Raw genomic sequence first — 26,175 nt, 5'->3', positions numbered from 1 at the left:
GGATTAAGCGCGTTTTACGCAAGTTGGCAAAAGTGGGCAATAGCGTCTAGCTCTGCGGCATAGCCGACATAGCTGTGATCGCCCCCTTCAGTCAGTTTTATCTGTGCGCCTTTATAGTAATCTAGCGCAAGTCGGTAATTTAACACTTCATCACCGCTTTGCAACAGCACCAAATAATTCTCTGGCTGGTGCAGCTGTAATGGCATTATTTGTTGTAACACCTGCATATGTTCAGCCGTAACATCAAAATGCTGCTGTAACACCGGATGATAATAGCGGCCAAGATGCTGACTTAGCACCTGATGCGGCATAACGGCAGGGTTAATTAAACAAGCACGACACTGTATTTGCTCGGCAATACAGGTTGCTAAAAAGCCGCCTAACGAACTGCCAATTAAGGCTACGTCACGTCGATTACCTATATTCTGCTGAATTAATGCCAAGGCTGCAGCCGGATCATAAGGGTAATCTAAGGCAGTAAATTCAATGTGTGGATAATGTTTAGCAAAATACTCAGCGGTTAATCTGGCTTTATCTGAACCAGAAGAGCTACCAAAACCATGTAAATACACTACTTTGTTATTCATTAATCGATCTTTTCAGTTAAAGCTAAGCGGCGAAATTGCCAGTTTACGCTGGCATCAGCGTTAAATGTCCAGTCACACCACTGCGGCCCGTTATCAACGGTTTGCCAATCAGAAGTAGGTAAAAACTGCACCGAACTGGCCGGACAGCCTACCACATTTACCCCTTGCACGTATTGCTGATGCGCATAATGGGCATGGCCATGCGCAATACCACGAATACGCGGTTCGGCATTGATTAGCTGCCAAAGCTCAGCTTGCTGTTGTTGGCCGTGCTTATCTATAAATTGGTTAAGCGGTATTGGATGGTGATGACAAAATAACCACAGCGCTTTAGCTGTACTGCGCTGACATTGACTAGCTAACCAGTGCTGCTGTGTCACGCCAAACACACCGGCTGGGGTGTCGCCTTTGGTATTAAGCAGCAATAATTGCCAACCAGCCAGTTGCACACTGCGTTCAGGCCGAAATGGCGCGTGCTGGCATAACCACTCTAGCTCGGCAATATCGTCATGATTACCTGGCAGGCAAAACACTGGGCAGTTCAGCGGTGCCATTATATCACTTAATAGCTGATACGACGCACGGCTATGGTCTTGAGTAACATCGCCCGTTAGCAATACGGCATCGGGCTGTTCAATAATAAGCTGTGCCACAATAGCGGCAAGATGCTGGGCGGGCTGCACCTGTTTATAAAAATCCTGCGCCGTGGCCATTAAATGGCAATCAGTAATTTGCGCTAGTCGATACTGGGCTTTAGTTGCGAAAACATACTGCATTAGCCGAACGCCAACTCGCGATTAATATAACCCTGCTGCGCACAAAGCTTTAGCCAGTCGCGCAGCAACAAGTTTATTTGTCGTTTTTCATCGGGTAATAGCATATCAACATTAGGATAGTCATAACGGGCTTTAAACTGACTAATCTGCTGACACGCTAACACTTCAGCTAACTTGGCATCATGATACAAGCGCACGACAAAATGCGGGCGAAAAAACTGCTGCTGATTATCGACAAGCTCAATTTGCAACGTGGTGGTAAAGCGCGCTACGTCAGTAACGCTAATACGGTATTGATGCTGCTCAGACACCTGAATAAGCGTTGACTGGCCATCTTCAGCATCGTTGGCTAAATAGCGGTTTAGCTGAGCATAATTACGTTCGCACAGTGCCAAAAAATCGGGTAATTTTGGTACATACTTCTGGCGCTTAAACCACACTTCCTGCTCCCCAACTACGTTTTACTTTAGCTACATTTAACGCTAACCATTGTAAGGCAATAACTGTCGCGGCATTATCTATTTTTTGCTCTGCCAATAATTGTATGGCATCGGCAAGTGACACCAAATGCACTTTAATATCTTCATGCTCTTCAGCCAAACCAAAAATTCCTTGCTGTACCGGTTGTGTTAAACGGCCTAAATACAGTTGAATACGCTCGGTAGTGCCACCGGGGCTGGATAGGTAGCTAAGCATAGGCCATAGCTCAGTAATTGTTATCCCGGCTTCCTCTTCTGCCTCGCGTGCCGCCACCTGCTCGGCACTTTCACCCGCTTCAACCATACCGGCAATCGCTTCTAACAACCATGGGCTGGCGCTAGTGGCTGCGGCGCCAATGCGAAACTGCTCAATTAACACTAATTCATCAGTTTGTGGATTATATGGCAGCACCACCACCGCATGGCCTCGCTCAAACACCTCACGCTGCATTGGCGTGCTCCAGCCGCCATTAAATAATTTATGTCGCAAGGTATAGCGCTCTAAGCGAAAGAAACCCTGAAAAACAGTGCTTTTGTCGATAATTTCCAGATCTTGCTGGCCAAATGAGGGATACTGGGCAAAGTTGAATTTAGACATAACGGCACTCACATTCTGTTACACTATTGCGCATAACTTTACGGTTTAAAGATTACGTAGTTTACTGTAACAGAGTATTATTTGTGCAGTTTCCTTTTATATGGCCAGGATTGGTAGAAATGAAAAAAACCTTATTAAGCACCCTATTAATTTCTTCGTTTGGCTTGTTCAGCCAGCAAGCTTTTGCCGCAGATTTACAAGATATTTATCAGTTGGCAGTGCAAAAAGATCCAACGGTATTACGCGCGGCTGCAACACGTGATGCGGCAGCGTTACGTATTGACGTATCTCGCGCTTCTTTGCTGCCTAGTATTACTGCAAGCGCAAAAGTTGGACGCTCTGACGAAACCAGCCATAGTTTTGGTGGAAAAAATGCCACATCAGCAGGTGTAACGCTAAATCAAAGCTTGTTTAACTGGGGTGATTGGAAGCGTTTATCTCGTGCGGAGCAAGTAGCACTGCAGGTTCAAACTGTCTATGACAGTGAAATGCAAAATTTAATTGTTAGAGTTACTGAGTCATACTTTAATGTTTTAGGCGCCTCTGACGATTTGGGCTTTGCTCAAGCAGAGAAGCGCTCTATTGAGCGCCAACTAGAACAAACTAAACAGCGTTTTGCTGTAGGTTTAACCGCTATTACCGACGTACATGAAGCTCAGGCTCAGTATGACAGTGCGGTAGCACGTGAAATTGCTGCGGAAAACAAACTCGAAAATGCCCGTGAGTTTTTACGTGAAATTACCGGCCAGTATCATGAAGATCTGGCGCTGTTAAACACCGATAAATTTTCACCAGGCAAGCCAAGCCCAACCACAGTGCAAGATTGGGTAAGTTTAGCGCAAGAATATAATTTAACCTTAAAAAGCCAGCGTGTATTATTAGATATTTCCGATAAAGACATCGATCTTGCGCAAGCAGGCCATTATCCAACGTTAGGCCTTGAAGCCACTCTAGGTGTAAATAAAGCGTCAGGTATTGATCGCAAAGATAGCAGTTCAATCGGTATTGGTCTTAACGTACCAATATACAGTGGTGGTGGTGTATCTGCGGGCGTAGAAGTGGCTAAAGCTAATTACGTTGAAGTTAGCCAAACTTTAGAGCTAAACCACCGCGCGGTTATTCGCCAAGTACGTAGCTCATTTAACGGCGTAAATGCACAAATATCGTCTATTCGCGCCTTAGAGCAAGCGGTTATTTCAGCAGAAAGCGCGTTAAATGCTACTGAAGCCGGTTTTGAAGTAGGTACACGTACCATAGTAGACGTATTGCTAAGTACTCGTAACCTGTTTGAAGCGCGTCGTAATTTATCTAGCGCCCGTTACAGCTATATTGTCACTATGCTGCAATTAAAGCAGGCTGCAGGTAACTTGTCTGAGCAAGACTTACAAAGCATTAATCAAGCACTGACCAGCTAGCCTTAATTTAGGTTCACCGCGCCAGCGGTGAACCTGTTAACTCTTTTCACTGTTCCCGCCGATATTTTTCGTTACAATAGTACATATTTTTTTGCTGAGGATATCGTGTGGTTAAAGCTCCGCAGTTTAGTTGGCGTTTTTTGCTGCCCAAGTATTGGTTGTTATGGTTAGGTGTCGCACTACTTGGGTTAGTTAGCTGGCTACCGTATTCAGCATTAATGGCCTTAGGCACGGGTTTTGGCCGTTTACTATTTAAAACACTAACCTCGCGGCGTAAAGTTGCGCTGCGCAATATTGAATTGTGCTTTCCGGATATGCCTAAAGCAGAGCAACAGGCACTAGTAAAACGTAACTTCGAAGAAACCGGCCGTGCGTTATTTGATACGGTAATTGGTTGGTGGTGGCCAAATTGGCGCTTTAAAAATTTAGGCATAGTTAACGGCTACGAGCATATTCAAGCTGCAACAGCACAAGGCAAAGGCGTATTATTACTCGCTGCACATTTTTTACATTTAGAAGCGGCGTGTCGCGTGTTTGGTTTAACTCACCCTAGCGTCGGCTTTTATCGGCCACATAACAATGCGTTAATGGATTACCTGCAATACCATGGCCGTAACAAAGCTAATAAATATATGGTTGGCAAGCGTGATGTTAAAGGCTTAATTACCGCATTAAACCAGCAAGAAGTCTGCTTTTACTTGCCAGATCAAGATTATGGTCGTAATAGAGCAGAATTTGTGCCATTTTTTGCTGTAAAAGATACCGCTACTACCACGGGTACTCTATTATTTGCTAACGCGGCTAATTGTGTGGTTATTCCGGTTATTACTGGTCGGTTAGCTGGCAACAAGGGCTACCAGATAGATATACTTGAACCGCTAAGCCCGTTTCCTACTGGCGATGATAAAGCCGACGTGACCAGAGTAAACCAATGGGTAGAACAAGCTGTGTTGCGTTACCCAGAACAGTACATGTGGTTACATCGTCGGTTTAAAACTCGTCCCGATGTTAGTGCGCCCTCTTTATATAAAGGAAAGTAACTATGTGGTTCTGGATCCGCAACTTAACCTTGTTCATTATATTGGCTACGCTAGCTTATGGTATTTTCACTAAGCCCGACTTTTTAATCCGTAAAAATTCAGCCAACGTTGCTGCTGAAGGTTTTAGTGATTTTTATAGTAAAGTTCGCAGCTCTATTAGCGTTGGTGTAAAAGAGCTGTCCAAGTTTAAAATAGCCCTGCCCGATACCAGCGACAAACTGACGCAGCTATTGCAACAACGCAGTAGAGTCGTGGTGCCTGGCGATGTGAATTGGCGAGGTACCGTAGTTGATCGTCGTTTTCGCGATGGTGAAACGGTAAAAAATAAGCTTACTGAATTTGCTCAGGCAGAAGGCATTGCACTGTTTTGGACCTTGCCAAGAGACTACGTGGTAAAACAATATTTTCAAACTGAAACCACGTTAATAGAAACTATCCACGAAATTGCTGTTGCTATAGCACCCGACTTTCAGTCTCCAGTGCTAGCATTTTATTGCCCGCGTGAACGTGCAGCAGTAATTACCGACAAAATTAATGCACACTTACAACAATATTGTATGCCAGCCAACACACCACCTATGCGGGATTAAATAGCTGCTGCCATACTTGCTCTACCTGCTGTCTTGCGTCTAACAAACTATCTAATGATGGCAAGGTTACCGGCGCCAGCGTTTGCCGATGCCCAGCACCGCGCAGTAATTGATAAGCCTGCTGTAACTGTTCAACCTGCGTTAGGTTTAATAAACCATCGACAGCCGCAGCGTCTAAAATGCGGATATTGTCGCTATACTGATAAAGATTACTATAGCTTGCGCCATACCCCAGCACTAAGTACTGGCTGATAAATTCTAAATCAATAATGCCACCAACACTGTGTTTGGGGTCGTCTAAATTAGCGCCATGATGCTGACGCAACTTATCACGCATATCGATCACGTCTTGGCGCAATTTAGATAAATCTCGCGGTAAGCTTAAAATTTGCTGACGAATTTGGCCAAAGCGATACTGCAATTCTCTACTACCGTAAATGGCTCTAGCGCGCACTAAAGCTTGATGCTCCCACGTCCAAGCTTCTTGTTGTAAATACTGACCGTAAGTGTCGATATGCACAGCTAATAAGCCAGAGTTACCCGATGGCCGAAGTCGTGTATCTATATCGTATAACACCCCACTGTTCGTACGAGTCGTGCATAGATGTACCACTCGCTGCACCAACTTTAAATAAAACTGTTTGGAATCAATAGCTCGGTCGCCGTTAGTAGGTTGTTCACTCGCGCAATTATGCACAAAAACTAAATCGAGATCTGAACCATAACCCAGTTCAAGCCCGCCTAGTTTGCCGTAAGCCAACACCGCCAGCCCTTTGTCCTCTATACTTGCATTAGCCGGCATGCCGTAGCGCGTCACCATTTGCTGCCAAGCTAGTTCTACTACTTGTTCCATAATGACTTCAGCCAACCAGGTAAGGTGATCACTTACTTTCATTAATGGTAAAGCGCCACTGATATCCGCTGCCGCAATCCGTAGTTGTTGTGCTTGTTTGTACTGACGCAGCGTTTCCATCAGTAACTCTAAGTCATCTGAGGGCACTCGCAGTAAATACTGGCGCAACCGATCACGAAAATCGGCAGCAGTGGCTACCTGATATAGCTGGGCTGGATCGATTAATTCGTCTAACAACATGGGGTAACGCGCTAGCTGTTCAGCTAGCCAACCACTTTGATTACACAACAGCACTAATTGTTGCAGTGCTGGGCTATTTTCAAACAGTAATTCTAAATAAGCGGTACGGGTAACTATTTGTCGAAACACGCCTAATACCCGCGCCAGCACACTAGGTTGTGCTTGCTGCTGTTGTAACATATATAGCAATAGCGGCATAAGCTTGGCTAACAAGTCTCGGCCGCGCGGGCCAACACTGCGCTTTTGACAGTCGTGCTTAAATTGTTGTAATTGTTCAATAAGCTCTATTGCTTGCTCTGGGCCTAGCCAATCTATCTGGCTAGCTAACTCTTGTGGCGGTTGTTCGCTATCCCATATCAGCTTGCCTAAGGTTAGTTCTTGCGGCTCGGCTTCGTCGCCGGTATCAATAACTAATTTAAACTGCTGATGTACTCTTGCCATAACAGCATCCACTTGCTGCTGTAGTTGCGACCAATGTGCAAACTTTAGTGCCACTAATAATTGCTGTTGTAACAGCGCATCCTGAGGTAAGGTTTGAGTTTGCTGATCATCTATCCCCTGCAGCGCTTGTTCAACTTGGCGTAAAAATAGGTAGTCTTCGCGTAATTGGGCGGCATGTTCGGCGCTTAATATATCTTCTGCTGCAAGCACCTGTAACGCTTTAAGCAACGACGGCTGCTGCATTGCGGGAATACGCCCGCCACGAATAAGTTGTAAGGTTTGCACGATAAATTCAACTTCACGAATACCACCCTCACCTAATTTAATATTATCTCTACGGTTTAAACGGCGGTTTTCTTGCTCGATTTGCTGCTTCATGCGGCGCAATGATTCAATTGCTGAAAAGTCGATATAGCGCCGGTAAATAAAGGGTTTAAGCAGCTGGGTTAACTCAGTACTGTGCACCCCATCAGGGTTAAGTATGCGGGCTTTTAGCATCGCGTAACGTTCCCACTCACGGCCTTGTTCTTGATAGTAATCTTCCATTGCGGCAAAGCTCAGTACCAACGGGCCGCTGTCGCCAAACGGACGCAAGCGCATATCTACTCGATAAACAAAACCGTCCGCGGTTACCTGATGCAGCGCAGCAATAAGTTTTTGCCCTAGTTTGGTAAAAAACTGCTGATGTTCAATGCTACGCCGCCCACCTTGTGTATCGCCATTAGCTGGATAGGTAAAAATAAGATCGATGTCAGATGAAAAGTTTAGTTCGCCACCGCCTAGCTTACCCATTCCCAAAATAAGCAATGGCATTGCATTGCCTTGGTCGTCTACTGGCGTGCCCCACTGCTCTATAAGCTGCTGATATACCCAATTATACGCAGCGTTAATGGTCAGATCAGCCAGTTGCGAAACCCGTTGCAGGCTATCGGTAATGGTTAGCAACTGCAAAATATCAGCCGCAAAGATACGGCATAGTTGAGCATTGCGAAAACGGCGTAACAGCGCAAACACGCCAGCTTCATCTTGCGTATTAAGGTTATCGTGTAAGTCGGTATTATATTGCAGCGCGGTTATTAAAGTATGCGGATCATAAAACTCAGGCAATAAATGCGGTTGTTGCTGCAAAGTGCGACCGATAAAACTACTAGCGCTGATTAAGCTAGCCAGCTGTTGTTGCTGCGCAACTGACAATAAGGTTAGCTCAAAGCTGCTTAGCTGCTGAGTAAGATAGTTGGCTAGTGCATTACTTGATGTGCATTTATTATCAGTTTTGCTCATCGGCAACTCCCGCTTAGGCATTTTTAAATAAGTATTCAGAAAGCGTAAGCAAGAGTAAATTATATTCTTGCCCAGCAAATAGTTCAGCGTTGTTAGGCAACGCCTGTGCAAGCCGAATGGCTGATACGCTAAAAGACTGCAATACCGGAATATTTTGCATTAAGTTTGCCAACGCAAATAGTGCATTTGCCGACATAGTTAGCGCAACTCTGCCGCCTTGCTGCATGTAACAAGCTTCTGCCTGCTGCAAAGTAGATATTTGTGCTAGCAATGTATTTGCTCCCACTAACGGCAGCGCTACATCTTGTGTTGCCGCTAACCTATAACCGCGCGCGGCTTTACTTTGCCAGCCGGTACGCAGCGGTATTAGCTGTAGCAACTGGCGAGCGAGTATAAACAGCTGCTCGGCATTACCACTTATTAGCTCTAACTCCAGCTCTGCAATAGCTTGTTGTTGCTGGTTAGCAATAACCTGGCCTTGGTCATAGGCCAATTCAATAACGGTGCCATCAGTACATTTAAGCAGCCAGCTTTGTCGGTTAAAATCGGTGCGAAATAACTCGATAAGCTGAGCTTGTAATACACTAATATCGGTTTTTTGCGGCCAAATATGCGCTGGAAAATTTAACAATTGCGGTAACACTGTACTGCAGGCTACGTTATATTCTGGGCGCATTTGCATTGCACCATGTTGCGCACCGGATAGTTTAATTGTTTGCTCGTAACTGCCGCGCTTTAGTCGGCTACGCAGCCCCATATCATGGCCGCGAAACCAATGCTCTGCGGTATCAAAGTAGGCATTAAGCAGTGTTGTAGTATCACTGCTTTGTATTTGCGCCAACTGTGGTAATGTCGTCACTAGCTGCGCTAAGTGTGATGGTGACATTAAAAACTTCAGTTCAAGTTCATTACTCATCTGCTACTCTGTTTATTAAAGTGGGTGTGCAACAGTGTTAACCGTTTTAAACCTTGTCAATTGCTATGCAACTCCCTATCATCCAAGGTGTTGGCTGCAAGGCGGTTTTTAGAAAAATAAGCTTAGGATCACTATGTTCAAATTAATTAAAAGCTCCATGCTCGTATTGTTTTCAGCATGCTGTTTAACTTTCTCCTTTATCAATGACGCTCAAGCACAAAGCAAACCGGCCTATATTAGTGATGCCCTGTTTGTTTATTTGCATTCAGGCCCAAGCAATCAATTCCGTATTGTTGGTACCGTTAATGCTGGGCAAAGTGTGACTTACTTGGCGCAAGATGCCGATACCGGTTATGTACAAATTCAGGTGGATGATAAAACTGGCTGGCTGCCAAAAGAGCATGTTACCTACACACCAGGTTTGGCATCACAGCTTGAACAGTTAAAAGCCAAATATGCCAATCATAATGAAGCAACATTGGCATTGGAACAACAGCGTGATGAGTTAAATAGCCAATTAAATAAAGCGGTTGCCGAGCGCCAAACTGCGCAAGAACAACTAGAGCAAGCTAACCGTGCTTATGAACAGCTAAAGGTACAATTGGAAAATACCCAAGGTTCTATTTGGGAAAAACCGATGGTACTTGGCTCACTTATCTTGTTAGCTGGCCTTATTTTTGGCCTTATTTTACCACTATTGTTACCGAAAAACCGTGATAGCGAGCGTTGGATGTAATATAGATTAGCCCGCTACCTGCGGGCTATCTGTTGCTTTAAGTGGTAAACCTCGATCGTTTTTCACTTGCTCAATCACCACATAAGTGTGTGTTTGCGCTACCCCTGGCAAATCAACAATCACCGCTAAAATACTGCGATAAGCATCCATATTAGGCAGCCTTAATTTTAGCAAGTAGTCAAAACCACCGGCCACCATATGACATTCTGCTACCTGTGGAATATTTACTACCGCATCACGAAACTTATCAAATACTTCGCTGGTAGTTCTGTCTAAGGTAACCTGAATAAAGGCCGCAGTGCCATAACCCAGTTTGGCTGCATTTAAACGGGCACCAAAACCGTCGATATAGCCTTCTTTTTCTAAGCGTTTTACTCTGTCAATACAGGGGCTTGCACTTAAATTAACCTTTTTAGCTAAATCGACATTAGCTATACGGCCATCGCGCTGCAAGGTATCCAGAATACTGAGATCAATTCGGTCCAGCGTTTTATTTTTCACAGGAATATTCATAACAGTAATTTTTCCGGTTTCTTATGGTTTTGTCAGAATTATATAGGGTTAAATGACAAAAATAACCACCCTATGCTGCGGAGTTTTCACTAAAATGCCGCATTCTTATCTTTGTCAGGAAGCTAACTGCCATGTTGTATAACGGTTCCCTGGTTGCCACCCAACCGCTGCGTCAAACTATTCGTGATTTCTATCGTGCTGATGAAGAACAGGTATTGGAATACCTATTACCACTGGCTGATATCGGTGTCAACGCCCGCAGCCGAGCTTGGGAGCGTGCGCGCCAGTTAGTGCTGACCATTCGCCAAGCGCAGGTGGGTAAAGGTGGTGTTGATGCACTGCTGAATGAATTCTCTTTATCTACTGAAGAAGGCTTGGTGCTGATGTGCCTAGCTGAAGCTTTATTGCGTGTACCAGATAAAACGACGGCCGACCGCCTGATCCGCGATAAATTATCGCAAGGCGATTGGAGCTCACACCTTGGTAATAGCAGCTCTCTTTTTGTTAACGCGTCAGCCTGGGGCTTATTACTTACCGGCAAGTTAGTTAACTATTCTGATGATCAGAAAAAACACCAATTCGGTTTATTAAAACGCACCTGTGGTCGTTTAGGTGAACCTGTAATTCGTCAAGCCGTGCGTTATGCCATGCAAATTATGGGCGCGCAGTTTGTAATGGGTACGACCATTGGCGCAGCGCTTGACCGTGCTAATGAGATGGAAAGTAAAGGCTTTAGATACTCTTACGATATGCTGGGCGAAGGTGCTCGCACCATGGCCGATGCCGATCGCTATTTTGATAGCTATATGCGCGCAATTGACACCATCGGCAAGGCAGCTAAAGGCCGAGGCCCTTATAATAGCCCGGGTATTTCGGTGAAATTATCGGCTATTCATCCGCGCTATGAATTTAGCCATCGCGATCGGGTGATAACAGAATTAGTGCCTCGAGTTAAACAACTGGCATTAGCGGCAAAGGTTCACGACATTGGTTTTACTATTGATGCCGAAGAAGCGGACCGCTTGGATATTTCGCTTGATATTATTGCTGCTGTATTTAGCGATCCTGAACTAGATGGCTGGGAAGGCTTTGGTTTAGCGGTGCAAGCCTACCAAAAGCGCGGCCTGCATGTTATTGAATGGCTTCGCGATTTAACGGTTAAAGTTGGCCGTAAAATGATGGTACGTTTAGTAAAAGGCGCCTATTGGGATACCGAAATTAAGCTTAGCCAAGTTGAAGGCTTCACTGACTTTCCCGTGTTTAGTCGCAAGCCTGCTACCGATGTGTCATATCAAGCTTGTGCGAAAAAAATGCTGAGTTACCGCGACAGCATTTATCCCCAGTTTGCGACGCACAACGCGTACACCGTTGCTACGATTATGGAAATGACCAAAGACTATACCGGCTTTGAATTTCAGCGTCTGCACGGGATGGGTGATGCCTTATACGATGAAATTGTTATTAAGGACAAAATTCCATGTCGTATCTATGCGCCAGTAGGCGAACATTCCGATTTATTAGCGTATTTAGTCCGCCGGTTATTAGAAAATGGTGCTAATAGTTCATTTGTAAATAACATTGTTGATGAAACTATACCGGTAGAATCATTACTAGCCGATCCGGTTGAAATTGTCCGTGGTTGGAGCAAAAAGCGCAATCAACATATTCCACTGCCGGCTAACTTATATGGCACCGAGCGGAAAAACTCTAATGGCCTAGATTTAACCGATATCGATTTAATCGAGCCAGTAAAAGCAGCAATGGATAGCTGGTTTCAGCTTGTGCAACAAGCGCAAGCGCCAGTTGACACCAAAGCCGTAACCAACCCAGCCAATCTTGATGAAGTTGTCGGTTACCTAAAGTTTGCCGATAAAGCACAGATGCAACTGATATTAGGCCAAGCAGAAACGGCCTTTACCAGTTGGTCAATGACTGACGTTGCTGAACGTGCAGCACTGCTGCGTCGTGTCGGGGATGCCTTAGAAACACACCGTAACGAACTACTTGCACTGTGTGTAAAAGAAGCAGGTAAAACCTTAGGTGATAGCGTAGCCGAAGTGCGTGAAGCAATAGACTTCTGTCGTTACTATGCCGCCCGTGCTGAAGCACTGTATGCCCAACCACAGCAAGCGCGGGGCGTATTTTTATGTATTAGCCCATGGAACTTCCCACTGGCGATATTCTTAGGCCAAGTTGCGGCCGCCATAGTAGTAGGTAATACCGTAGTAGCAAAACCAGCTGAACAAACCAGCTTAATTGCAGTGCGTACGCTAGAAATTATGCGCGAATGTGGCATGCCAGAAAACGTCGTGCAGTTAGTTATTGCCCCAGGTAGCAAAGTGGGCGAGCACATAGTACCCGACAGCCGTATTCAAGGCGTTATGTTTACCGGCTCTACCGAAACCGGTTGTTGGATTGCCCGTAAACTTGCTGAACGCGGCGGCGAACCAGTGCCGCTTATTGCTGAAACCGGCGGTCAAAACTGCATGATTGTTGACTCTACCGCCTTGCCTGAGCAAGTAGTAGACGATGTTATTTCATCCGGTTTTCAAAGTGCTGGTCAGCGCTGCTCTGCGCTGCGGGTTTTATTTTTACAAGAAGACGTTGCTGACAAAATTATCACTATGTTAAAAGGCGCCATGGCAGAACTGCATGTTGGCGATCCAATGTGGTTAAGCACCGATTTAGGCCCAGTTATTGACGCCAAAGCGCATGAGCGCTTAACCAGCCACGTACAGTATTTAAGTGATAAAGCCACGTTACATTACGAATGCAAAATACCTGCTGGCGACAAGCATTACTTTTTTGCGCCACGGTTATATGAAATTAGTGATCTGACGGTATTAGAGCGCGAAGTATTTGGCCCAGTAGTACACATTATTCGCTTTAAAGCTGATGAGCTAGATAACATTATTAACCAAATTAACGCCACCGGTTATGGCTTAACTATGGGTGTGCATAGCCGTATTGAGCAGTTTACTAACCGTATTGCTCGCGAAATTAAAGCCGGCAATATTTATGTAAACCGCAATATGATTGGTGCCGTGGTTGGTGTGCAGCCATTTGGTGGTCGTGGGTTATCGGGTACTGGCCCTAAAGCCGGCGGCCCGTTATATTTAACCCGTTTAGTAAAAGATAATCTGGACGTTAGCTGCGCTGAACTTAGTGAACAAAAGCGCAATAGTTTACTAAGCGAGACAACCAGCAATGCGGTTGCTTATGCCATGCCAACCGCTTTGCTAGCGCAACAGCAGTGGGCGCAACAGAGCATAAGCCAGCGTATATCAGTACTACGGCAATTTCTTGCGTCGCTGGCATCAAGCACGGTAGTTAATAAGCAAGAACCTGACTTAGAGCAAGTGCTAACACTGGCGCAACAAAAATTACAACGGGTAGAGCGAGAGCTGCAAAAACCAACCACGTTGCCAGGCCCTACCGGTGAGAGTAATACTTTAGTACTCGATCCGCGCGGTATTTTGGCGCTGGTACGTGATGAGTCTAGTTCGTTCCAATACTGGTTAGTGGCCATTATTACCGCATTAGCGGCAGGTAATGCGGTAATAACTGCAGTAGAAGAAACCGATATAGTAGAAGCAGAAGCCTGTATTAAAGCTTTGCAACTTGCCGGTATGCCACAAAATTTGCTAGCCGTAGTGCGTTTAGACTGTTTAACAACGCTGTTGGCCCATCAAGATTTAGCGGGCGCAATGGTCGAAGTAAGCAGTGCAGTAAAACCGCTATGCGCCGAGTTACTGGCTGCACGCGAAGGCGCAATACTGCCGCTGATTACCTCGCCAGCTGGCCCGCGCTTATTACAGCGGTTAGTTACGGAAAAGACCGTTACTATTAATACTACTGCCGCGGGCGGCAATGCGTCGCTAATGACGATGGCTGACAATTAAGCTAACACTTTACAACTACGCTTCAATACTCAAGCCCGCAATAGCGGGCTTTTTTTGGTATATACTTCTCTCTATCGCAAAGTTGTCACAAATCAACTCATTGTTAACTTATAGTTAAACAAAATCTGTTATGTTACGTTGCTTGGTTATATATGGAGAAAGTAAGGTGCAAAATGGCGTATCAGGAAGTTAGTATTACTGATTTGCAACCTGGAAGTTATGTAGTCCAAGTGTTAAAGCAAACCGGTGAAGTTATCGTCAAGCATGCCGGCTGGGTTCGCACCAGCGATGCTATAGCTATGCTGCGTAATAAAGGCGTGCAAATACTCCTGATCGACCCAGATAAAAAACTACCAACAGCACCAATAGACACTCCGCTAACCACGTTTGATACACCTGAAGACCCAACAACAAAAGTAGCCTTTAGTAACGAATGGCCAAAAGCTGAACGCGCATTGTTGCAAACGCAAAAAGTACAACGTCAGTTACTCGACGCCGTGCGTCACGACAGCAATATCGATCTTACTTTAGTACACGAAGTTAGCGCTGGCCTAGCCGACTCTATTAGCCGCAACCAAGACGTATTATTGTGTTTAAATCGTATTGCAGAACAAAGTGATAACTTACTGCAACATAGTATTAGCTGTGCTGTCTATATGGCCGCTTTTGCTCGATATCTTAATAAACCAACTCATAAAATACAGTCACTGATTACTGCCGCTTTATTGCACGATATAGGCAAAGCAATAAATACCACCAATTTAACCGCTGAAGATTACGTTGCTATTCCGGCTAGTTTAAACGCACTACAAAAAACGAACGATCTGGCCGGTGAGATCTCATTATGGATCAGCCAACACTGCGCTCATCTTGATGGCAGCGGTTCGCCGAAAATTAGTGCACCACAGATAGCTAAAGGCAGCCGTATGTTGGCGATAGTCAATAGCTATGAAAAACTAACCTCGCCATTAACCAGCAAACTTGGTCCGCTGGCAGCCTCGCGTTTATTACTAGAGCGCACACCACACAAACTTGATGCCGAATTACTGCAATTATTTATCAAATGCATCGGTATCTATCCTCCCGGTTCAGTAGTAAAGCTCGTTAGTGGAAAGTTAGCATTAGTGCTAGAAAACAATGCAAAAAAACCGCTTCTGCCTAAAGTGAAGGTGTTTTATCACAGCGTACATCAGCACCATCTGCCGCCAAAAATACTCGATTTGTCGCGCCAACAAGAAGAACTAATTGAAAGTTGTGTCGATTTAAAAAAATATGGGCTCGATGTACGCAACTATATTTAGCCAGCATAAACACGAATAGATAGACTTGTTTAAGTTATGTGCGACAACTAATATTGCTAAAATTGCCTTCATTAAATGAGCCGTATTTGAAAACAATTTCCATAGAACAACTAATATGTGGCATGTACGTGGTTAGTGCCAAAACCTCTGACGCTAAATCGCTTCGGGTTCAGGGCTTAATCTCTAGCACAGCACAAATTGAACTACTGCGTAGCAAAAACGTAGTGCAGTTAACTATCGACTCTAGCAAGCAACAAGTAACTGAATTAGCTGCCCCTGATGACAGCGCATTTAATATGGCATCAATCACACCTGACGCTGTAGCACTTTCACCTAGGCAAAGCCTTAAGAAACATAGCGTAGCGCAGGAAATTAAACAGGCGCAGTCTCTTTATTCACAAGCAAAATCGCTACAAAAACGTGCTTTTGCCGATATCACTAACGGCAAGGCCATTAGCGTGGCCGATTTTAAACGTTGTGCTGAAGGCTTTATTGATTCGGTATTTCGTAATCAAGATGCACTACTGTGCATTAGCCGTATGCGTGACAAAGACGCGTACTTATTAGAACACTCGGTAAACGTGTCTATTCTAATGAGTATATTTGCCAAATATTTGAAGTTAGATGAAAACATTATTGTGGAATTAGCTACCGGCGCGCTGCTACATGATATTGGCAAAATTCAGGTACCAAACGAAATATTAAATAAGCCGGGCCGACTAACTGACGACGAATTTGTGATTATGCGTAAGCACGTTGAATATAGTCGCGATATTCTAATGCAAACTGAGGGCATTTCAGCAATTAGCTTAGATGTAGCGGCAAACCACCATGAGCGCTTAGACGGTAGAGGTTACCCTGCTGGACTAACGCAAGCGCAAATTTCGATGCACGCTCGTATGATCGCCATTGTTGATACTTATGACGCTATTACCGCGCAAAGAGTGTATAAAAGTGGCCAAACTTGCATAAAAGCACTAAAGATTTTACGCGCCGACAGCCCCGCACACTTTGATCTTGAATTGGTAAAACAATTTATTACTGCTATTGGTATGTACCCGCCAGGCACCTTAGTATTAATGGAAAGCGAAAAATTAGCGATGGTGCTAGAAAATAATCCCACGCGCTTAACCTGCCCAATAGTTAAAGTGTTTTATAACGCGAAACAACGTCATTATTTACCCGCTATTACTGTAAACCTTGCTGATGCTAAATGTGATGACGCGATTAAATCAGCCGTAAATGCCGAAGATTACGGCATTGATATTAAAAAGTTTTTTAATCAGTTTATTATGCCTGCATAACGGGCAACCTTAACTTAATTAGGCCAAGCAGACAAAGCTGCCATACTAAATAGCTGATTACCTAATGTCATTAACACGTACTGCGGGGTAATTTCTTTAATACGAATATCAGCAGTAACCCACTGCCCTTCTTGTAAGGTTTTACCATTTACCTTTACCCAGCGTTGATTAGCAGCGGTTGCGTACACGTGGGCTTCAAAGCGTAACTCTGGAATTTGCCGCTGCAACTGCGTATCAAGGCTATTAATATCCGTTGCTGGGGCACTAATACTATTGCGCTCTGTTGTATTGTTATTACCTCGTTCTGTCGCTTTTAATGCCGACGCAAACTTATCTCGCAACTCAGACGATACCGCTGTTTCTGGTTCTGCTGTCGGTTTTTCCGCAACCTGTATCTCTGCTTGCGGTTCTGCCGCTAAGCTACCGGCAGTAACAGTTTTTACTGGCGGCGATGAAGTAAATGGTTCAGTTATCGGCTCTGGTGCGGGTGATATCAACTTATTCAGTGCCACATCAATATTGTTTGGTGATACTGGATCTAAGGGTTTTTGCTCAGTATTTAATGCCGCCATTATGGTTTCAGGCGCTGCGGGTGTAACCGGCTCTATTGTTGCTCCAGACCGCTCAAACTGCGTTGTTTGCATAAATACGTAAGCTGCTGCAGCACCTATTAATAAAGCCAATAGCAATGCGAGTACTACAGCAACGCCACGCCAATATGTAGTGCCATCAGCTGCTTGCATCGGTGTTTTATTTTGTTGCTTTAGTGCAGCCATTAAAATTGACATGATACTCTCTATACAAAATGCTCGAAAAAAAGATGCTCAATAAAAAACGCACGACGAAACTGTTAAGGTAAAAAGAACCTTTGAGCTAACGATTTTGCAGCCAAGGCATTAATAATATCGCTAAACTAAAGCCTAGCACTATAGCGCAAAGCCCCAACACAGGCCACAGCCAACGCGGTAATCTAGGACTATTTACCTGTACAGAAAGTGGTAAAATTTCAGCTGCGGCTTGCTTAACTAACTTTTCATTTACCATCGCTTGCTGCTGACTATAAGCCGCCAACAATGCGCGATCTGCCATTAGGTTTAGCAACCTCGGTATGCCGCCGCTCAACTGATATAAACGTTTTATTGCGCTATCGCTAAATACCGGGCGGCTACAACCTGCTACCTGTAAACGATACTGCAGATATTGTTTTACCTCAGCTAAATCTAACGGCAATAAATGATACCTTGCGGTAATGCGCTGCGCTAACTGGCGTAAGTCGTTGCGTTTTAATAGCTGCTGCAATTCTGGTTGGCCAATTAAAATAACCTGTAACAACTTACGAGTATTGGTTTCTAAATTAGTTAGTAACCGCAGTTGTTCAAGTACCGCTGGTTGCAAATGCTGTGCTTCATCAATAATTAATAGCGTTTGCTTGCCACTAGCGTGATTTTTTAACAATCTGGCTTTAATTTTATCACCGAGCAACTTTAAGCTCGCATCGGCTTTTTTATAACGGATCTTTAATTCGTCACAAATAGCAGCCAGTAATTCTAGCTCTGACAAAGTCGGGTTTAAAATAAAAGCCACTTCGACGTTAGCATCAAGCTCTTGTAATAGACAGCGCGACACCGTGGTTTTACCCGTACCTACTTCGCCGGTTAACAGTACAAAACCGCCAGCATCACCTAAACCAAAGCGTAAGTGTGCTAATGCCTCGGCATGCCGTGGGCTTAAATACATAAATTCCGGATTGGGCGCAATTGAAAAAGGTGCACTGGTTAGGCCGAAAAATCCGCTATACATTCTGCTTCCTGCTGGTTATGACGCTGCAATTGGTTGCGGCCGTGCATTTACAAAGACGACGGGTATAATGGCAAAAAAACAGCTAACAGGAAAGCCGGTGCAACGATATCTAGTAGGTGGCGCAGTTCGCGATAGTCTTTTAAATTACCCATTTCATGAACGTGATTGGGTAGTTGTTGGTGCTACGCCACAGCAAATGCTCGATCTAGGTTACCAGCAAGTAGGTAAAGATTTTCCCGTTTTTTTACATCCAAAGACCAAAGAAGAACATGCACTGGCGCGTACCGAGCGTAAAAGCGGTACCGGCTATACCGGTTTTAGTGTTTATGCCGCCCCCGATGTCACTCTAGAGCAAGATTTATTGCGTCGTGATTTAACAATTAACGCCATAGCACAGGCTGATGATGGCAGTTTAACTGACCCTTTTGGTGGCATTAACGACATTAAACATAAGGTGCTACGCCATGTTTCTGATGCCTTTGCTGAAGATCCATTACGCGTATTACGCGTAGCACGTTTTTATGCCCGCTACGCCCATTTAGGTTTTACGGTTGCACCCGAAACTCAGGCTTTAATGCGTAAGCTAAGCCTCAGTGGCGAATTGCAAAGTTTAACGCCCGAACGGGTATGGCAAGAAACAGCTAAAGCCATAACTGAGCGCACACCACAAGCATTTATTCAGTTATTGCGCACTACCGGTGCGTTAGAGGCGCTAATGCCGGAGTTAAACGCGTTATGGGGTGTGCCGCAGCCAGAAAAATGGCATCCCGAAATAGATACCGGCGTGCACACGCTGCTGGTACTAGAGCAAGCAACCAAGTTGTCATCGCGTTTAGACGTGCGCTTTGCCGCCTTAGTACATGATTTAGGTAAAGGCATTACCAAGCCGGAACTTTGGCCAGCGCACCACGGCCACGAACATAGCGGCTTAGCGTTAATTAATCAGTTATGTTTGCGCATGCGTGTGCCTAACGATTGTCGCGATTTAGCACTGTTAGTGTGTGAATATCATCAGTTGGTGCATCGTGCCTATGAACTGAAAAGTAGCACCATCTTAAAACTATTTAATGCCATAGACCTGTGGCGCAAGCCCGAGCGCCTAGAGGCAATATTGCTATGCTGCACTGCCGATTTACGCGGTCGTACCGGCTTTGAACAAGATGAATATACACAAGCGAGTTATTTACAGACCTTGGCTAAAGCCGCATTGCAGGTGAATGCGAAAGATTTTGTTAGCCAAGGGCTAAAAGGTGAAGCTATTAAGCAGGCGATACAACAAGCTAGATTAGAAGCAATTCAAAAGGCTAAGCAACATCAGAGCGCGGCTATAGATAAAAGTTAGTTAAAAATAAGCAGCCCTAACCGGCTGCTTATGTTAACTGATATAGGTATTAAATTAGAACGTTAAGGGACGGTCCACTCAACCATTCCGGTTGCCCATGTTAGTAGAATAATACCGCCAAAAATTACACGGTACCATGCAAAAGGCACGTAGTTATGGCTGGCTAAAAATTTTAATAACGCACGTACTGCAAATAAACCACTAATAAAAGCCGCGATAAAACCTACAGCAATAGTTGCTATATCATCAATACTGAAATGATCACGATATTTCAGTATTTGATAGCCGGTTGCGGCAAACATAATAGGCACGGCTAAAAAGAACGAGAACTCAGTCGCTACTTTACGTTCTAAACCACCAAACATACCGCCAATAATGGTGCTACCTGAACGCGATGTACCAGGAATAAGTGCTAATATTTGCGCACAGCCCACCACTAACGCATCTTTTGCTGTCATATCATCGACATTTAACACTCTAGGTTGTACTGATTTTTGTCTATGCTCTGCCCAAAACATAATTAATCCACCAACCACCAAAGCAGTGGCTACGGTAATAGGATTAAACAAAAACTCTTTAATTTTAGCGGCAAACAAAAGCCCAACTACTGCCGCTGGCATAAAGGCAATCGCTATATTTATGACAAAACGGTTAACCTTAGCATCCCTACCGACATGCGTTAGGATATGACTAAAACGCTGGCGATATTCGTAAACCACCGCTAAGACAGCGCCTAATTGAATCGCTATTTCAAAAACCTTTTCCGTACTGTGAAAATTAAGCAGATCAGCACTAACAATTAAATGGCCAGTACTTGAAATGGGTAAAAACTCTGTAATGCCTTCTACAATGCCTAGCAGTAGGGCCTTTAATAATAAAATTATATCCATAGCAACTTATTTAATTAATATTAAAAAACATCTTAAGTTAAACCAGCTTGTGTTTTAGCTGCTTAACAAAAGTCATCAACTCCATTGAAATGGCACCGGCCATAATTTTTGTTGTTTTGTATACTGCAGCCATAGGCTAGCATAACTTTGCCCTGTTATTGGGTGTATAACCTCGGGCGCGATCTCAGATAAAGGCCATAATACAAAGGCATTTTCAGTAATTTCAGCTCGGGGTAATTCTACAGGTTGCTGGCACACAGCATCGTCATAGGTTAGCAAATCTAGATCTAGAGTACGACCGCTAAACTTTGCCGCACTGCGATCGCGGCCATAAGCGTCTTCTATTTGCTTAAATAACGCCACGCATTGCGCAACAGATAAGCTCGTATCGGCTGCTACCACCATGTTATAAAACGCTTTGCCTTTAAAGCCAACCGCTTCGCTTTCATATACCGATGACAACGTTAACTGGCCGAAATGTTGGCCTAATGCACTGACTGCAGCCTGAATATGGTAGCTGCGGTTAGTATTAGTGCCAATGCTAATATAAATACGCGCCATTAATTTCGGCTCCGCACAATGTGCACGCCCACCGTCTGCGCTTTAGGTACGGCCCCGGGTTTAGTTACCGTAACTTCAACTTTATTAGTGGCAAATTCAGCAAGCAGCATTTGTGCTACGCGCTCGGCTACCGTTTCTATTAGCTCTATCGGTTGCGCAGTAATAAGCTGGGTCACTTTTTCTGCTATTACCGCATAATCAAGCGTTAATTTAATATCATCGGCTGCTGCAGCGCTACGCTGATCATTTGTTAATGACAGATCCAGAAACAAAGGTTGCTGAATGGTCTTTTCCCAGTCGTAAACCCCTATTACAGTGTCTACTTGTAGCTGTTTTATAAAAACTATGTCCATTCAGTTACATCCGCATTGCGTTATTTCTGGTTTCAGGTAGGCTGGTCGGATAGGTAAAACGGCAAAAAGCCTATAATCTGCTTCCCCTAAATTAGGCAGTAATATTACCGTAAAAACTGGTGCTGAGGAACCGCCTTAATGACCCCGCTGATTGGAATTATGATGCTAGCAGCCTATCTTTTAGGCTCCATTTCATCAGCAGTGCTGGTCAGCAAGCTGTTTCGCTTACCTGATCCCCGTTCACACGGCTCTGGCAACCCAGGTGCCACCAACGTTTTACGTCTCGGTGGAAAATTCCCCGCAGTATTAGTACTGCTATTCGACATTCTTAAGGGCACTATTCCGGTCTGGGGTTCCTATTTTTTAAAAATAGAACCGCTCTTCCTTGGCCTAATTGCAATTTCAGCCTGTGTTGGTCATATTTTTCCATTATTTTTTGGCTTTAAAGGCGGCAAAGCGGTTGCTACCGCATTTGGCGCCATGATGCCCATTGGCCTAGATTTAGCCGGTTTATTAATTGTAAGCTGGTTAATAATAGTCATTTTTACTGGCTACTCTTCACTAGCGGCTATTTTAACCGTTAGCCTAGCGCCGTTATTTACTTGGTTTATTAAGCCGCTCTATACGTTGCCGGTACTGATGCTAAGCATCCTGATTATTGTGCGTCATCGTGAAAACATCTTACGATTGTGGCAGGGCAAAGAAAGTAAAATTTGGGATAAAACCAAACGCATTCGAGAATGAAGACTAGTTCAATCATGACTAGAGTGTGGTTACTGCGTTTTCGGTTGCAACTCCCGCTTTGGCTCGCCACAGCAACTCACTACCGCTAACGCGTCCGTTCAAACACTCTGTGACGCCCAAATCGGGATTCCAACCTTCAACCTTTAACTCAAACACATAGTAAATTTTAAACTGCCGGCAAATCTTGCATTGGCCAACGTGGTGTTACGCCAATAGTTAAGTCTTGCTGTTGCCCCGCTGCTAAACGAAAATAACCGGCTAGCGCAATCATTGCGCCATTGTCAGTACAAAACTCTTTACGTGGATAAAACACCTCACCGCCATAACGTTTTAATAATACGGCAAGTTGCTCACGTAACGACGTATTGGCACTAACACCACCAGCAATAACTAAACGCTTATAACCAGTTTGTAGCAAAGCGCGCTCGCTTTTAATTACTAGCGTATCAACCACCGCTTGCTGAAATGACGCGGCAATATCAGCTTGCACCTGTGGGCTATTGCCTTCTTTAGCAATAACATTTGCTGCAGAGGTTTTTAAACCACTAAAACTAAAATCTAAACCGGGCCGATCGGTCATTGGCCGCGGAAATTTATATTTTTTCGCATTACCTTGCAGTGCAAGTTTGGCCAGTAACGGCCCACCAGGGTAGTCTAAGCCCATTAATTTAGCTGTTTTATCGAAGGCTTCGCCAGCAGCATCGTCTATCGACTCGCCCAACAGTTGATACTGGCCAATGCCTTCTACCGCTACCAACTGCGTATGCCCGCCCGATACTAATAAAGCTAAAAACGGAAACTCTGGCGAATGCTCTTCCAGCATTGGTGCCAATAAATGGCCTTCCATATGGTGCACGGCCAACGCCGGCTTTTGCCATGCCATTGCCAGTGAGCGACCAATCGATGCACCAACTAACAAGGCGCCCGCTAACCCGGGACCTGCGGTATAGGCTACGCCATCAATTTCAGCAGCAGTAATACCAGCATCAGCTAAGGCTTGCTTGATCAGTGGAATAGTTTTGCGAATATGATCGCGCGACGCCAATTCTGGCACTACGCCGCCGTAATCAGCATGGATTGGAATTTGACTATATAGCACATGGCTTAACAAACCCTGCTCGCTATCATAAATAGCAATACCGGTTTCATCACAAGAAGTTTCGATACCTAAAACTCGCATCCGCGTCTCAATTCAGCTAAAATGGCGGCTATTGTAACGGCTCAGCACTGTCAGAGCTAGAGGATCGGATTTAGATCGCGGAATAGCTTTACATCGTCTTAGCTTTTTGCGTAAAATGCCGCACCATTTTTAATCGTATTGGTTCACAGATAACCAATTTGGCCCTGAGGTGAGAATTTAATGCCTGTTGTTAAAGTAAAAGAAAACGAACCGTTTGACGTAGCATTACGTCGTTTCAAGCGCTCATGCGAAAAAGCTGGTATTTTAGCTGACGTACGCGCTAAAGAATTCTACGAAAAACCAACTTGGATCCGTAAGCGTAAGAAAGCAGCAGCTGTTAAGCGTCATGCTAAGAAGCTGTCTCGCGAAAACGCACGTCGCATCAAGCTGTACTAAGAGTACCCGCTTCGCGATATTGGTGCCGGTTACTGACATAGTTTAACGTCCGTTTTAAGCCACCAATACAACATCGCAAGTCGACATCTGCATACCGTGCTCGCAAGGCACGGTTTGTCTTTTTCTGCAAAAAGCCAAAAGGAAAAAGGTGTCAGGACAAATTCCAAGACAGTTTATCGACGACTTGTTGGCTCGCACCGACATCGTTGAGCTTATCGACCAACGTGTACCGCTAAAAAAGGCAGGTAGAAATTACGCTGCCTGCTGCCCTTTCCACAGTGAAAAATCGCCATCTTTTACCGTAAGCCCAGATAAGCAGTTTTATCATTGTTTTGGCTGTGGTGCGCACGGCAATGCCATCAGTTTTATGATGGAATTTGAGCAGCTTGAATTTGTTGAAGCTATTGAAGAACTTGCACAACAGCATCATGTAGAAGTACCTCGTGAGCAAGGCGTTGGCCGCGCGAGACCAGCAGTGCAGGCTGACGATTACAACTTAATGCAGCAAGCTAGTGAGTTTTATCAACAGCAGTTGCAACAGCACCCTAACGCCGGTTCAGTGCAACAATACGTTAGCCAGCGTGGATTAAGTGCAAAAACGCTAAACGACTTTGGTATTGGTTATGCGCCCGATGGCTGGGATAACTTACTAAAACGCTTAAGCCCAACCAATAATCGGCAATTACGTGATCAGCTCGTAGAGCTGCGCTTAATAAACCGTAATGATAATGGCCGTGAATACGATTTTTTCCGCGAACGCTTAATGTTCCCTATCCGCGATAAACGCGGCCGGGTTATCGCATTTGGCGGTCGAGTATTAGGCGATGGCACACCAAAGTACTTAAATTCACCAGAAAGTCGCCTGTTTCAAAAAGGCAGAGAGTTATATGGCTTATATGAAGCTCGCCAACAGCCTGGCCATTTAGAGCAGGTTTTAGTGGTTGAAGGCTATATGGACGTTGTTGCCTTAGCCGAGCAAGATATTCGTTTTGCCGTAGCTTGCCTAGGCACTGCCACCACCTCTGACCATATGCACGCACTATTTCGCTTTACCCCTAAAGTGGTGTGCTGTTACGACGGTGACCGAGCAGGCCGCGATGCCGCTTGGCGTGCACTACAAAGCGCCCTGCCCCAATTAAAAGATGGCGTTGAGTTAAACTTTGTATTTTTACCCGATGGTGAAGATCCCGACTCTTTAGTGCAAAAAGAAGGTAAAGCCGCATTTTTACAACGAATCAGTGCTGCAACACCATTAAATCAGTATTTTTTTGAGCATTTAATTCAAGAGTTTGATCCCAGCACTGATGGCGGGAAATCTGCATTATCGGTAAAGGCTAGCGAGCTTATTAAACAAATTCCTAGTGAGTTTTACCGTGAAAGTTTAACCGACAAACTAGCAAACTTGCTTGGTAAGCCGCGTGAACGCACTAAAGCCACGGTTAGTCGAGCCAGTAATCGCGTTAAGTCAAGCGCAATGAAAATAACACCAATGCGTCGCGCTATTGGTTTATTGCTGCAGAACCCCAATATAGTGAAAGTAATGCCTAATGCCCCAGAACTTGCTGATGCAAATATTCCCGGTATCGGCCTACTATTAACGCTGCAGCAACGACTGCAACAAGAACCTAGTTTAACTACTGCACAGCTATTGGAGCAATGGCGTGATTTACCAGAGCACAGCATCTTAATGACACTCGCTGCTTGGGATCACCAAATTGACCCAGAGCAACTATGCCAAGAGTTTGTTGATACTTTTCACTCAATTGAAGATCAGTATTTACAGCAACGCTTAGAGGCGCTTGAACGAAAAGATAAGCTACAACAGTTAAGTAAAGCCGAATGGCATGAATACAAATTGTTATTACAGGCCCTGAAAAGCAAAAAACCGAGGCTTGCGAACTAATGCGGCTGGCTAGAAAAGCCGCGCTTTGTTATAA

At 44.7% G+C, this 26,175-nt stretch carries 24 protein-coding genes; 11 read left to right on the top strand and 13 right to left on the bottom strand.

Annotated elements, in window-relative coordinates:
- Positions 1 to 14 precede the first annotated feature (14 nt).
- Genes MN199_RS00880 through nudF form a run of 4 tightly spaced genes read right to left on the bottom strand, consistent with a single transcriptional unit; the run spans position 15 to position 2,440 of the window.
- Positions 15 to 587, bottom strand: a complete 573-nt coding sequence (locus MN199_RS00880) for a YqiA/YcfP family alpha/beta fold hydrolase (RefSeq protein WP_132581418.1) — start codon at positions 585 to 587, stop codon at positions 15 to 17.
- Positions 587 to 1,363 (bottom strand): metallophosphoesterase family protein, encoded by a 777-nt coding sequence (locus MN199_RS00875; protein ID WP_335738105.1) that lies wholly within the window; start codon positions 1,361 to 1,363, stop codon positions 587 to 589. The genes MN199_RS00880 and MN199_RS00875 overlap by 1 nt, the downstream gene beginning before the upstream one ends.
- Complete coding sequence (locus tag MN199_RS00870; RefSeq protein WP_207903124.1) at positions 1,363 to 1,803, bottom strand: DUF1249 domain-containing protein; 441 nt, start codon at positions 1,801 to 1,803, stop codon at positions 1,363 to 1,365. Before MN199_RS00870 ends, MN199_RS00875 begins: the two co-directional genes overlap by 1 nt.
- On the bottom strand, positions 1,793 to 2,440 hold the full coding sequence (gene nudF / locus MN199_RS00865) for an ADP-ribose diphosphatase (RefSeq protein ID WP_335738104.1): 648 nt from the start codon (positions 2,438 to 2,440) through the stop codon (positions 1,793 to 1,795). Before nudF ends, MN199_RS00870 begins: the two co-directional genes overlap by 11 nt.
- A gap of 119 nt (positions 2,441 to 2,559) precedes the next feature.
- On the opposite strand from nudF, the gene tolC reads away from it, so the two are divergent.
- From tolC to MN199_RS00850, 3 genes are all read left to right on the top strand, one after another.
- Positions 2,560 to 3,855, top strand: a complete 1,296-nt coding sequence (gene tolC / locus MN199_RS00860) for an outer membrane channel protein TolC (protein WP_335738103.1) — start codon at positions 2,560 to 2,562, stop codon at positions 3,853 to 3,855.
- A gap of 107 nt (positions 3,856 to 3,962) precedes the next feature.
- Complete coding sequence (gene lpxL / locus MN199_RS00855; RefSeq protein WP_132581410.1) at positions 3,963 to 4,895, top strand: LpxL/LpxP family Kdo(2)-lipid IV(A) lauroyl/palmitoleoyl acyltransferase; 933 nt, start codon at positions 3,963 to 3,965, stop codon at positions 4,893 to 4,895.
- A 2-nt stretch (positions 4,896 to 4,897) separates the two neighbouring features.
- A complete protein-coding gene (locus tag MN199_RS00850) occupies positions 4,898 to 5,485 on the top strand; it encodes a TcpQ domain-containing protein (protein ID WP_335738102.1) in 588 nt (195 codons plus the stop codon).
- Here MN199_RS00850 and glnE read toward each other — a convergent pair.
- Both glnE and MN199_RS00840 read right to left on the bottom strand, forming a co-directional pair.
- On the bottom strand, positions 5,472 to 8,300 hold the full coding sequence (glnE, locus tag MN199_RS00845; RefSeq protein WP_335738101.1) for a bifunctional [glutamate--ammonia ligase]-adenylyl-L-tyrosine phosphorylase/[glutamate--ammonia-ligase] adenylyltransferase: 2,829 nt from the start codon (positions 8,298 to 8,300) through the stop codon (positions 5,472 to 5,474). The genes MN199_RS00850 and glnE overlap by 14 nt on opposite strands.
- Before the next feature lie 13 nt (positions 8,301 to 8,313).
- Positions 8,314 to 9,216, bottom strand: a complete 903-nt coding sequence (locus MN199_RS00840) for a CYTH domain-containing protein (RefSeq protein WP_335738100.1) — start codon at positions 9,214 to 9,216, stop codon at positions 8,314 to 8,316.
- Between the two features lie 133 nt (positions 9,217 to 9,349).
- Between MN199_RS00840 and MN199_RS00835 the strand changes: the two genes are divergently transcribed.
- The gene (locus MN199_RS00835) at positions 9,350 to 9,952 is read left to right on the top strand and encodes a TIGR04211 family SH3 domain-containing protein (RefSeq protein WP_335738099.1); all 603 of its coding nucleotides are present in this window, start codon (positions 9,350 to 9,352) and stop codon (positions 9,950 to 9,952) included.
- A gap of 6 nt (positions 9,953 to 9,958) precedes the next feature.
- Here MN199_RS00835 and MN199_RS00830 read toward each other — a convergent pair whose 3' ends face one another.
- The gene (locus MN199_RS00830) at positions 9,959 to 10,465 is read right to left on the bottom strand and encodes an Lrp/AsnC ligand binding domain-containing protein (RefSeq protein ID WP_132581401.1); all 507 of its coding nucleotides are present in this window, start codon (positions 10,463 to 10,465) and stop codon (positions 9,959 to 9,961) included.
- 131 nt (positions 10,466 to 10,596) lie between these two features.
- On the opposite strand from MN199_RS00830, the gene putA reads away from it, so the two are divergent.
- The 3 genes from putA to MN199_RS00815 all read left to right on the top strand — a co-directional run bounded on the left by putA (position 10,597) and on the right by MN199_RS00815 (position 16,972).
- The gene (gene putA, locus MN199_RS00825) at positions 10,597 to 14,367 is read left to right on the top strand and encodes a bifunctional proline dehydrogenase/L-glutamate gamma-semialdehyde dehydrogenase PutA (protein WP_335738098.1); all 3,771 of its coding nucleotides are present in this window, start codon (positions 10,597 to 10,599) and stop codon (positions 14,365 to 14,367) included.
- A 173-nt stretch (positions 14,368 to 14,540) separates the two neighbouring features.
- The gene (locus tag MN199_RS00820; RefSeq protein ID WP_335738097.1) at positions 14,541 to 15,668 is read left to right on the top strand and encodes an HD-GYP domain-containing protein; all 1,128 of its coding nucleotides are present in this window, start codon (positions 14,541 to 14,543) and stop codon (positions 15,666 to 15,668) included.
- A gap of 86 nt (positions 15,669 to 15,754) precedes the next feature.
- Positions 15,755 to 16,972 carry an HD-GYP domain-containing protein gene (locus MN199_RS00815; protein ID WP_335738096.1) on the top strand — a complete coding sequence of 406 codons (1,218 nt, stop codon included), beginning with the start codon at positions 15,755 to 15,757 and terminating at the stop codon, positions 16,970 to 16,972.
- Between the two features lie 14 nt (positions 16,973 to 16,986).
- On the opposite strand, the gene MN199_RS00810 is transcribed toward MN199_RS00815, so the two are convergent.
- Both MN199_RS00810 and MN199_RS00805 read right to left on the bottom strand, forming a co-directional pair.
- The gene (locus tag MN199_RS00810; RefSeq protein WP_335738095.1) at positions 16,987 to 17,760 is read right to left on the bottom strand and encodes a general secretion pathway protein GspB; all 774 of its coding nucleotides are present in this window, start codon (positions 17,758 to 17,760) and stop codon (positions 16,987 to 16,989) included.
- Between the two features lie 85 nt (positions 17,761 to 17,845).
- Positions 17,846 to 18,772, bottom strand: a complete 927-nt coding sequence (locus MN199_RS00805) for an ExeA family protein (RefSeq protein WP_132581393.1) — start codon at positions 18,770 to 18,772, stop codon at positions 17,846 to 17,848.
- Positions 18,773 to 18,869: 97 nt separating this feature from the next.
- On the opposite strand from MN199_RS00805, the gene MN199_RS00800 reads away from it, so the two are divergent.
- Positions 18,870 to 20,114: a multifunctional CCA addition/repair protein gene (locus MN199_RS00800; protein WP_335738094.1), complete on the top strand. Its 1,245-nt coding sequence runs from the start codon at positions 18,870 to 18,872 to the stop codon at positions 20,112 to 20,114.
- Between the two features lie 62 nt (positions 20,115 to 20,176).
- On the opposite strand, the gene MN199_RS00795 is transcribed toward MN199_RS00800, so the two are convergent.
- The 3 genes from MN199_RS00795 to folB all read right to left on the bottom strand — a co-directional run bounded on the left by MN199_RS00795 (position 20,177) and on the right by folB (position 21,918).
- Positions 20,177 to 21,004 carry an undecaprenyl-diphosphate phosphatase gene (locus tag MN199_RS00795; protein WP_335738093.1) on the bottom strand — a complete coding sequence of 276 codons (828 nt, stop codon included), beginning with the start codon at positions 21,002 to 21,004 and terminating at the stop codon, positions 20,177 to 20,179.
- A 75-nt stretch (positions 21,005 to 21,079) separates the two neighbouring features.
- Positions 21,080 to 21,565 (bottom strand): 2-amino-4-hydroxy-6-hydroxymethyldihydropteridine diphosphokinase, encoded by a 486-nt coding sequence (gene folK / locus MN199_RS00790; RefSeq protein ID WP_132581387.1) that lies wholly within the window; start codon positions 21,563 to 21,565, stop codon positions 21,080 to 21,082.
- Positions 21,565 to 21,918, bottom strand: a complete 354-nt coding sequence (folB, locus tag MN199_RS00785; protein WP_132581385.1) for a dihydroneopterin aldolase — start codon at positions 21,916 to 21,918, stop codon at positions 21,565 to 21,567. Before folB ends, folK begins: the two co-directional genes overlap by 1 nt.
- 138 nt (positions 21,919 to 22,056) lie before the next feature.
- Between folB and plsY the strand changes: the two genes are divergently transcribed.
- The gene (gene plsY, locus MN199_RS00780; protein WP_132581383.1) at positions 22,057 to 22,662 is read left to right on the top strand and encodes a glycerol-3-phosphate 1-O-acyltransferase PlsY; all 606 of its coding nucleotides are present in this window, start codon (positions 22,057 to 22,059) and stop codon (positions 22,660 to 22,662) included.
- Positions 22,663 to 22,828: 166 nt separating this feature from the next.
- Here the strand turns inward: plsY and tsaD are convergent, their stop codons facing one another.
- Entirely contained in the window at positions 22,829 to 23,842 is a 1,014-nt protein-coding gene (tsaD, locus tag MN199_RS00775; protein WP_132581381.1) for a tRNA (adenosine(37)-N6)-threonylcarbamoyltransferase complex transferase subunit TsaD, read from the bottom strand.
- Positions 23,843 to 24,022: 180 nt separating this feature from the next.
- Here tsaD and rpsU point away from each other — a divergent pair, with 180 nt between their 5' ends.
- Both rpsU and dnaG read left to right on the top strand, forming a co-directional pair.
- Positions 24,023 to 24,238 carry a 30S ribosomal protein S21 gene (rpsU, locus tag MN199_RS00770; RefSeq protein WP_132581379.1) on the top strand — a complete coding sequence of 72 codons (216 nt, stop codon included), beginning with the start codon at positions 24,023 to 24,025 and terminating at the stop codon, positions 24,236 to 24,238.
- Positions 24,239 to 24,386: 148 nt separating this feature from the next.
- Positions 24,387 to 26,141 carry a DNA primase gene (gene dnaG / locus MN199_RS00765; RefSeq protein ID WP_132581377.1) on the top strand — a complete coding sequence of 585 codons (1,755 nt, stop codon included), beginning with the start codon at positions 24,387 to 24,389 and terminating at the stop codon, positions 26,139 to 26,141.
- Positions 26,142 to 26,175: the final 34 nt, after the last annotated feature.

It is taken from the genome of Rheinheimera metallidurans (assembly GCF_036983985.1).
Taxonomy (GTDB): domain Bacteria; phylum Pseudomonadota; class Gammaproteobacteria; order Enterobacterales; family Alteromonadaceae; genus Alishewanella; species Alishewanella metallidurans.
Note: the sequence above shows the minus strand (reverse complement) of the source record. Positions and strands in the feature narration are given on the sequence as shown.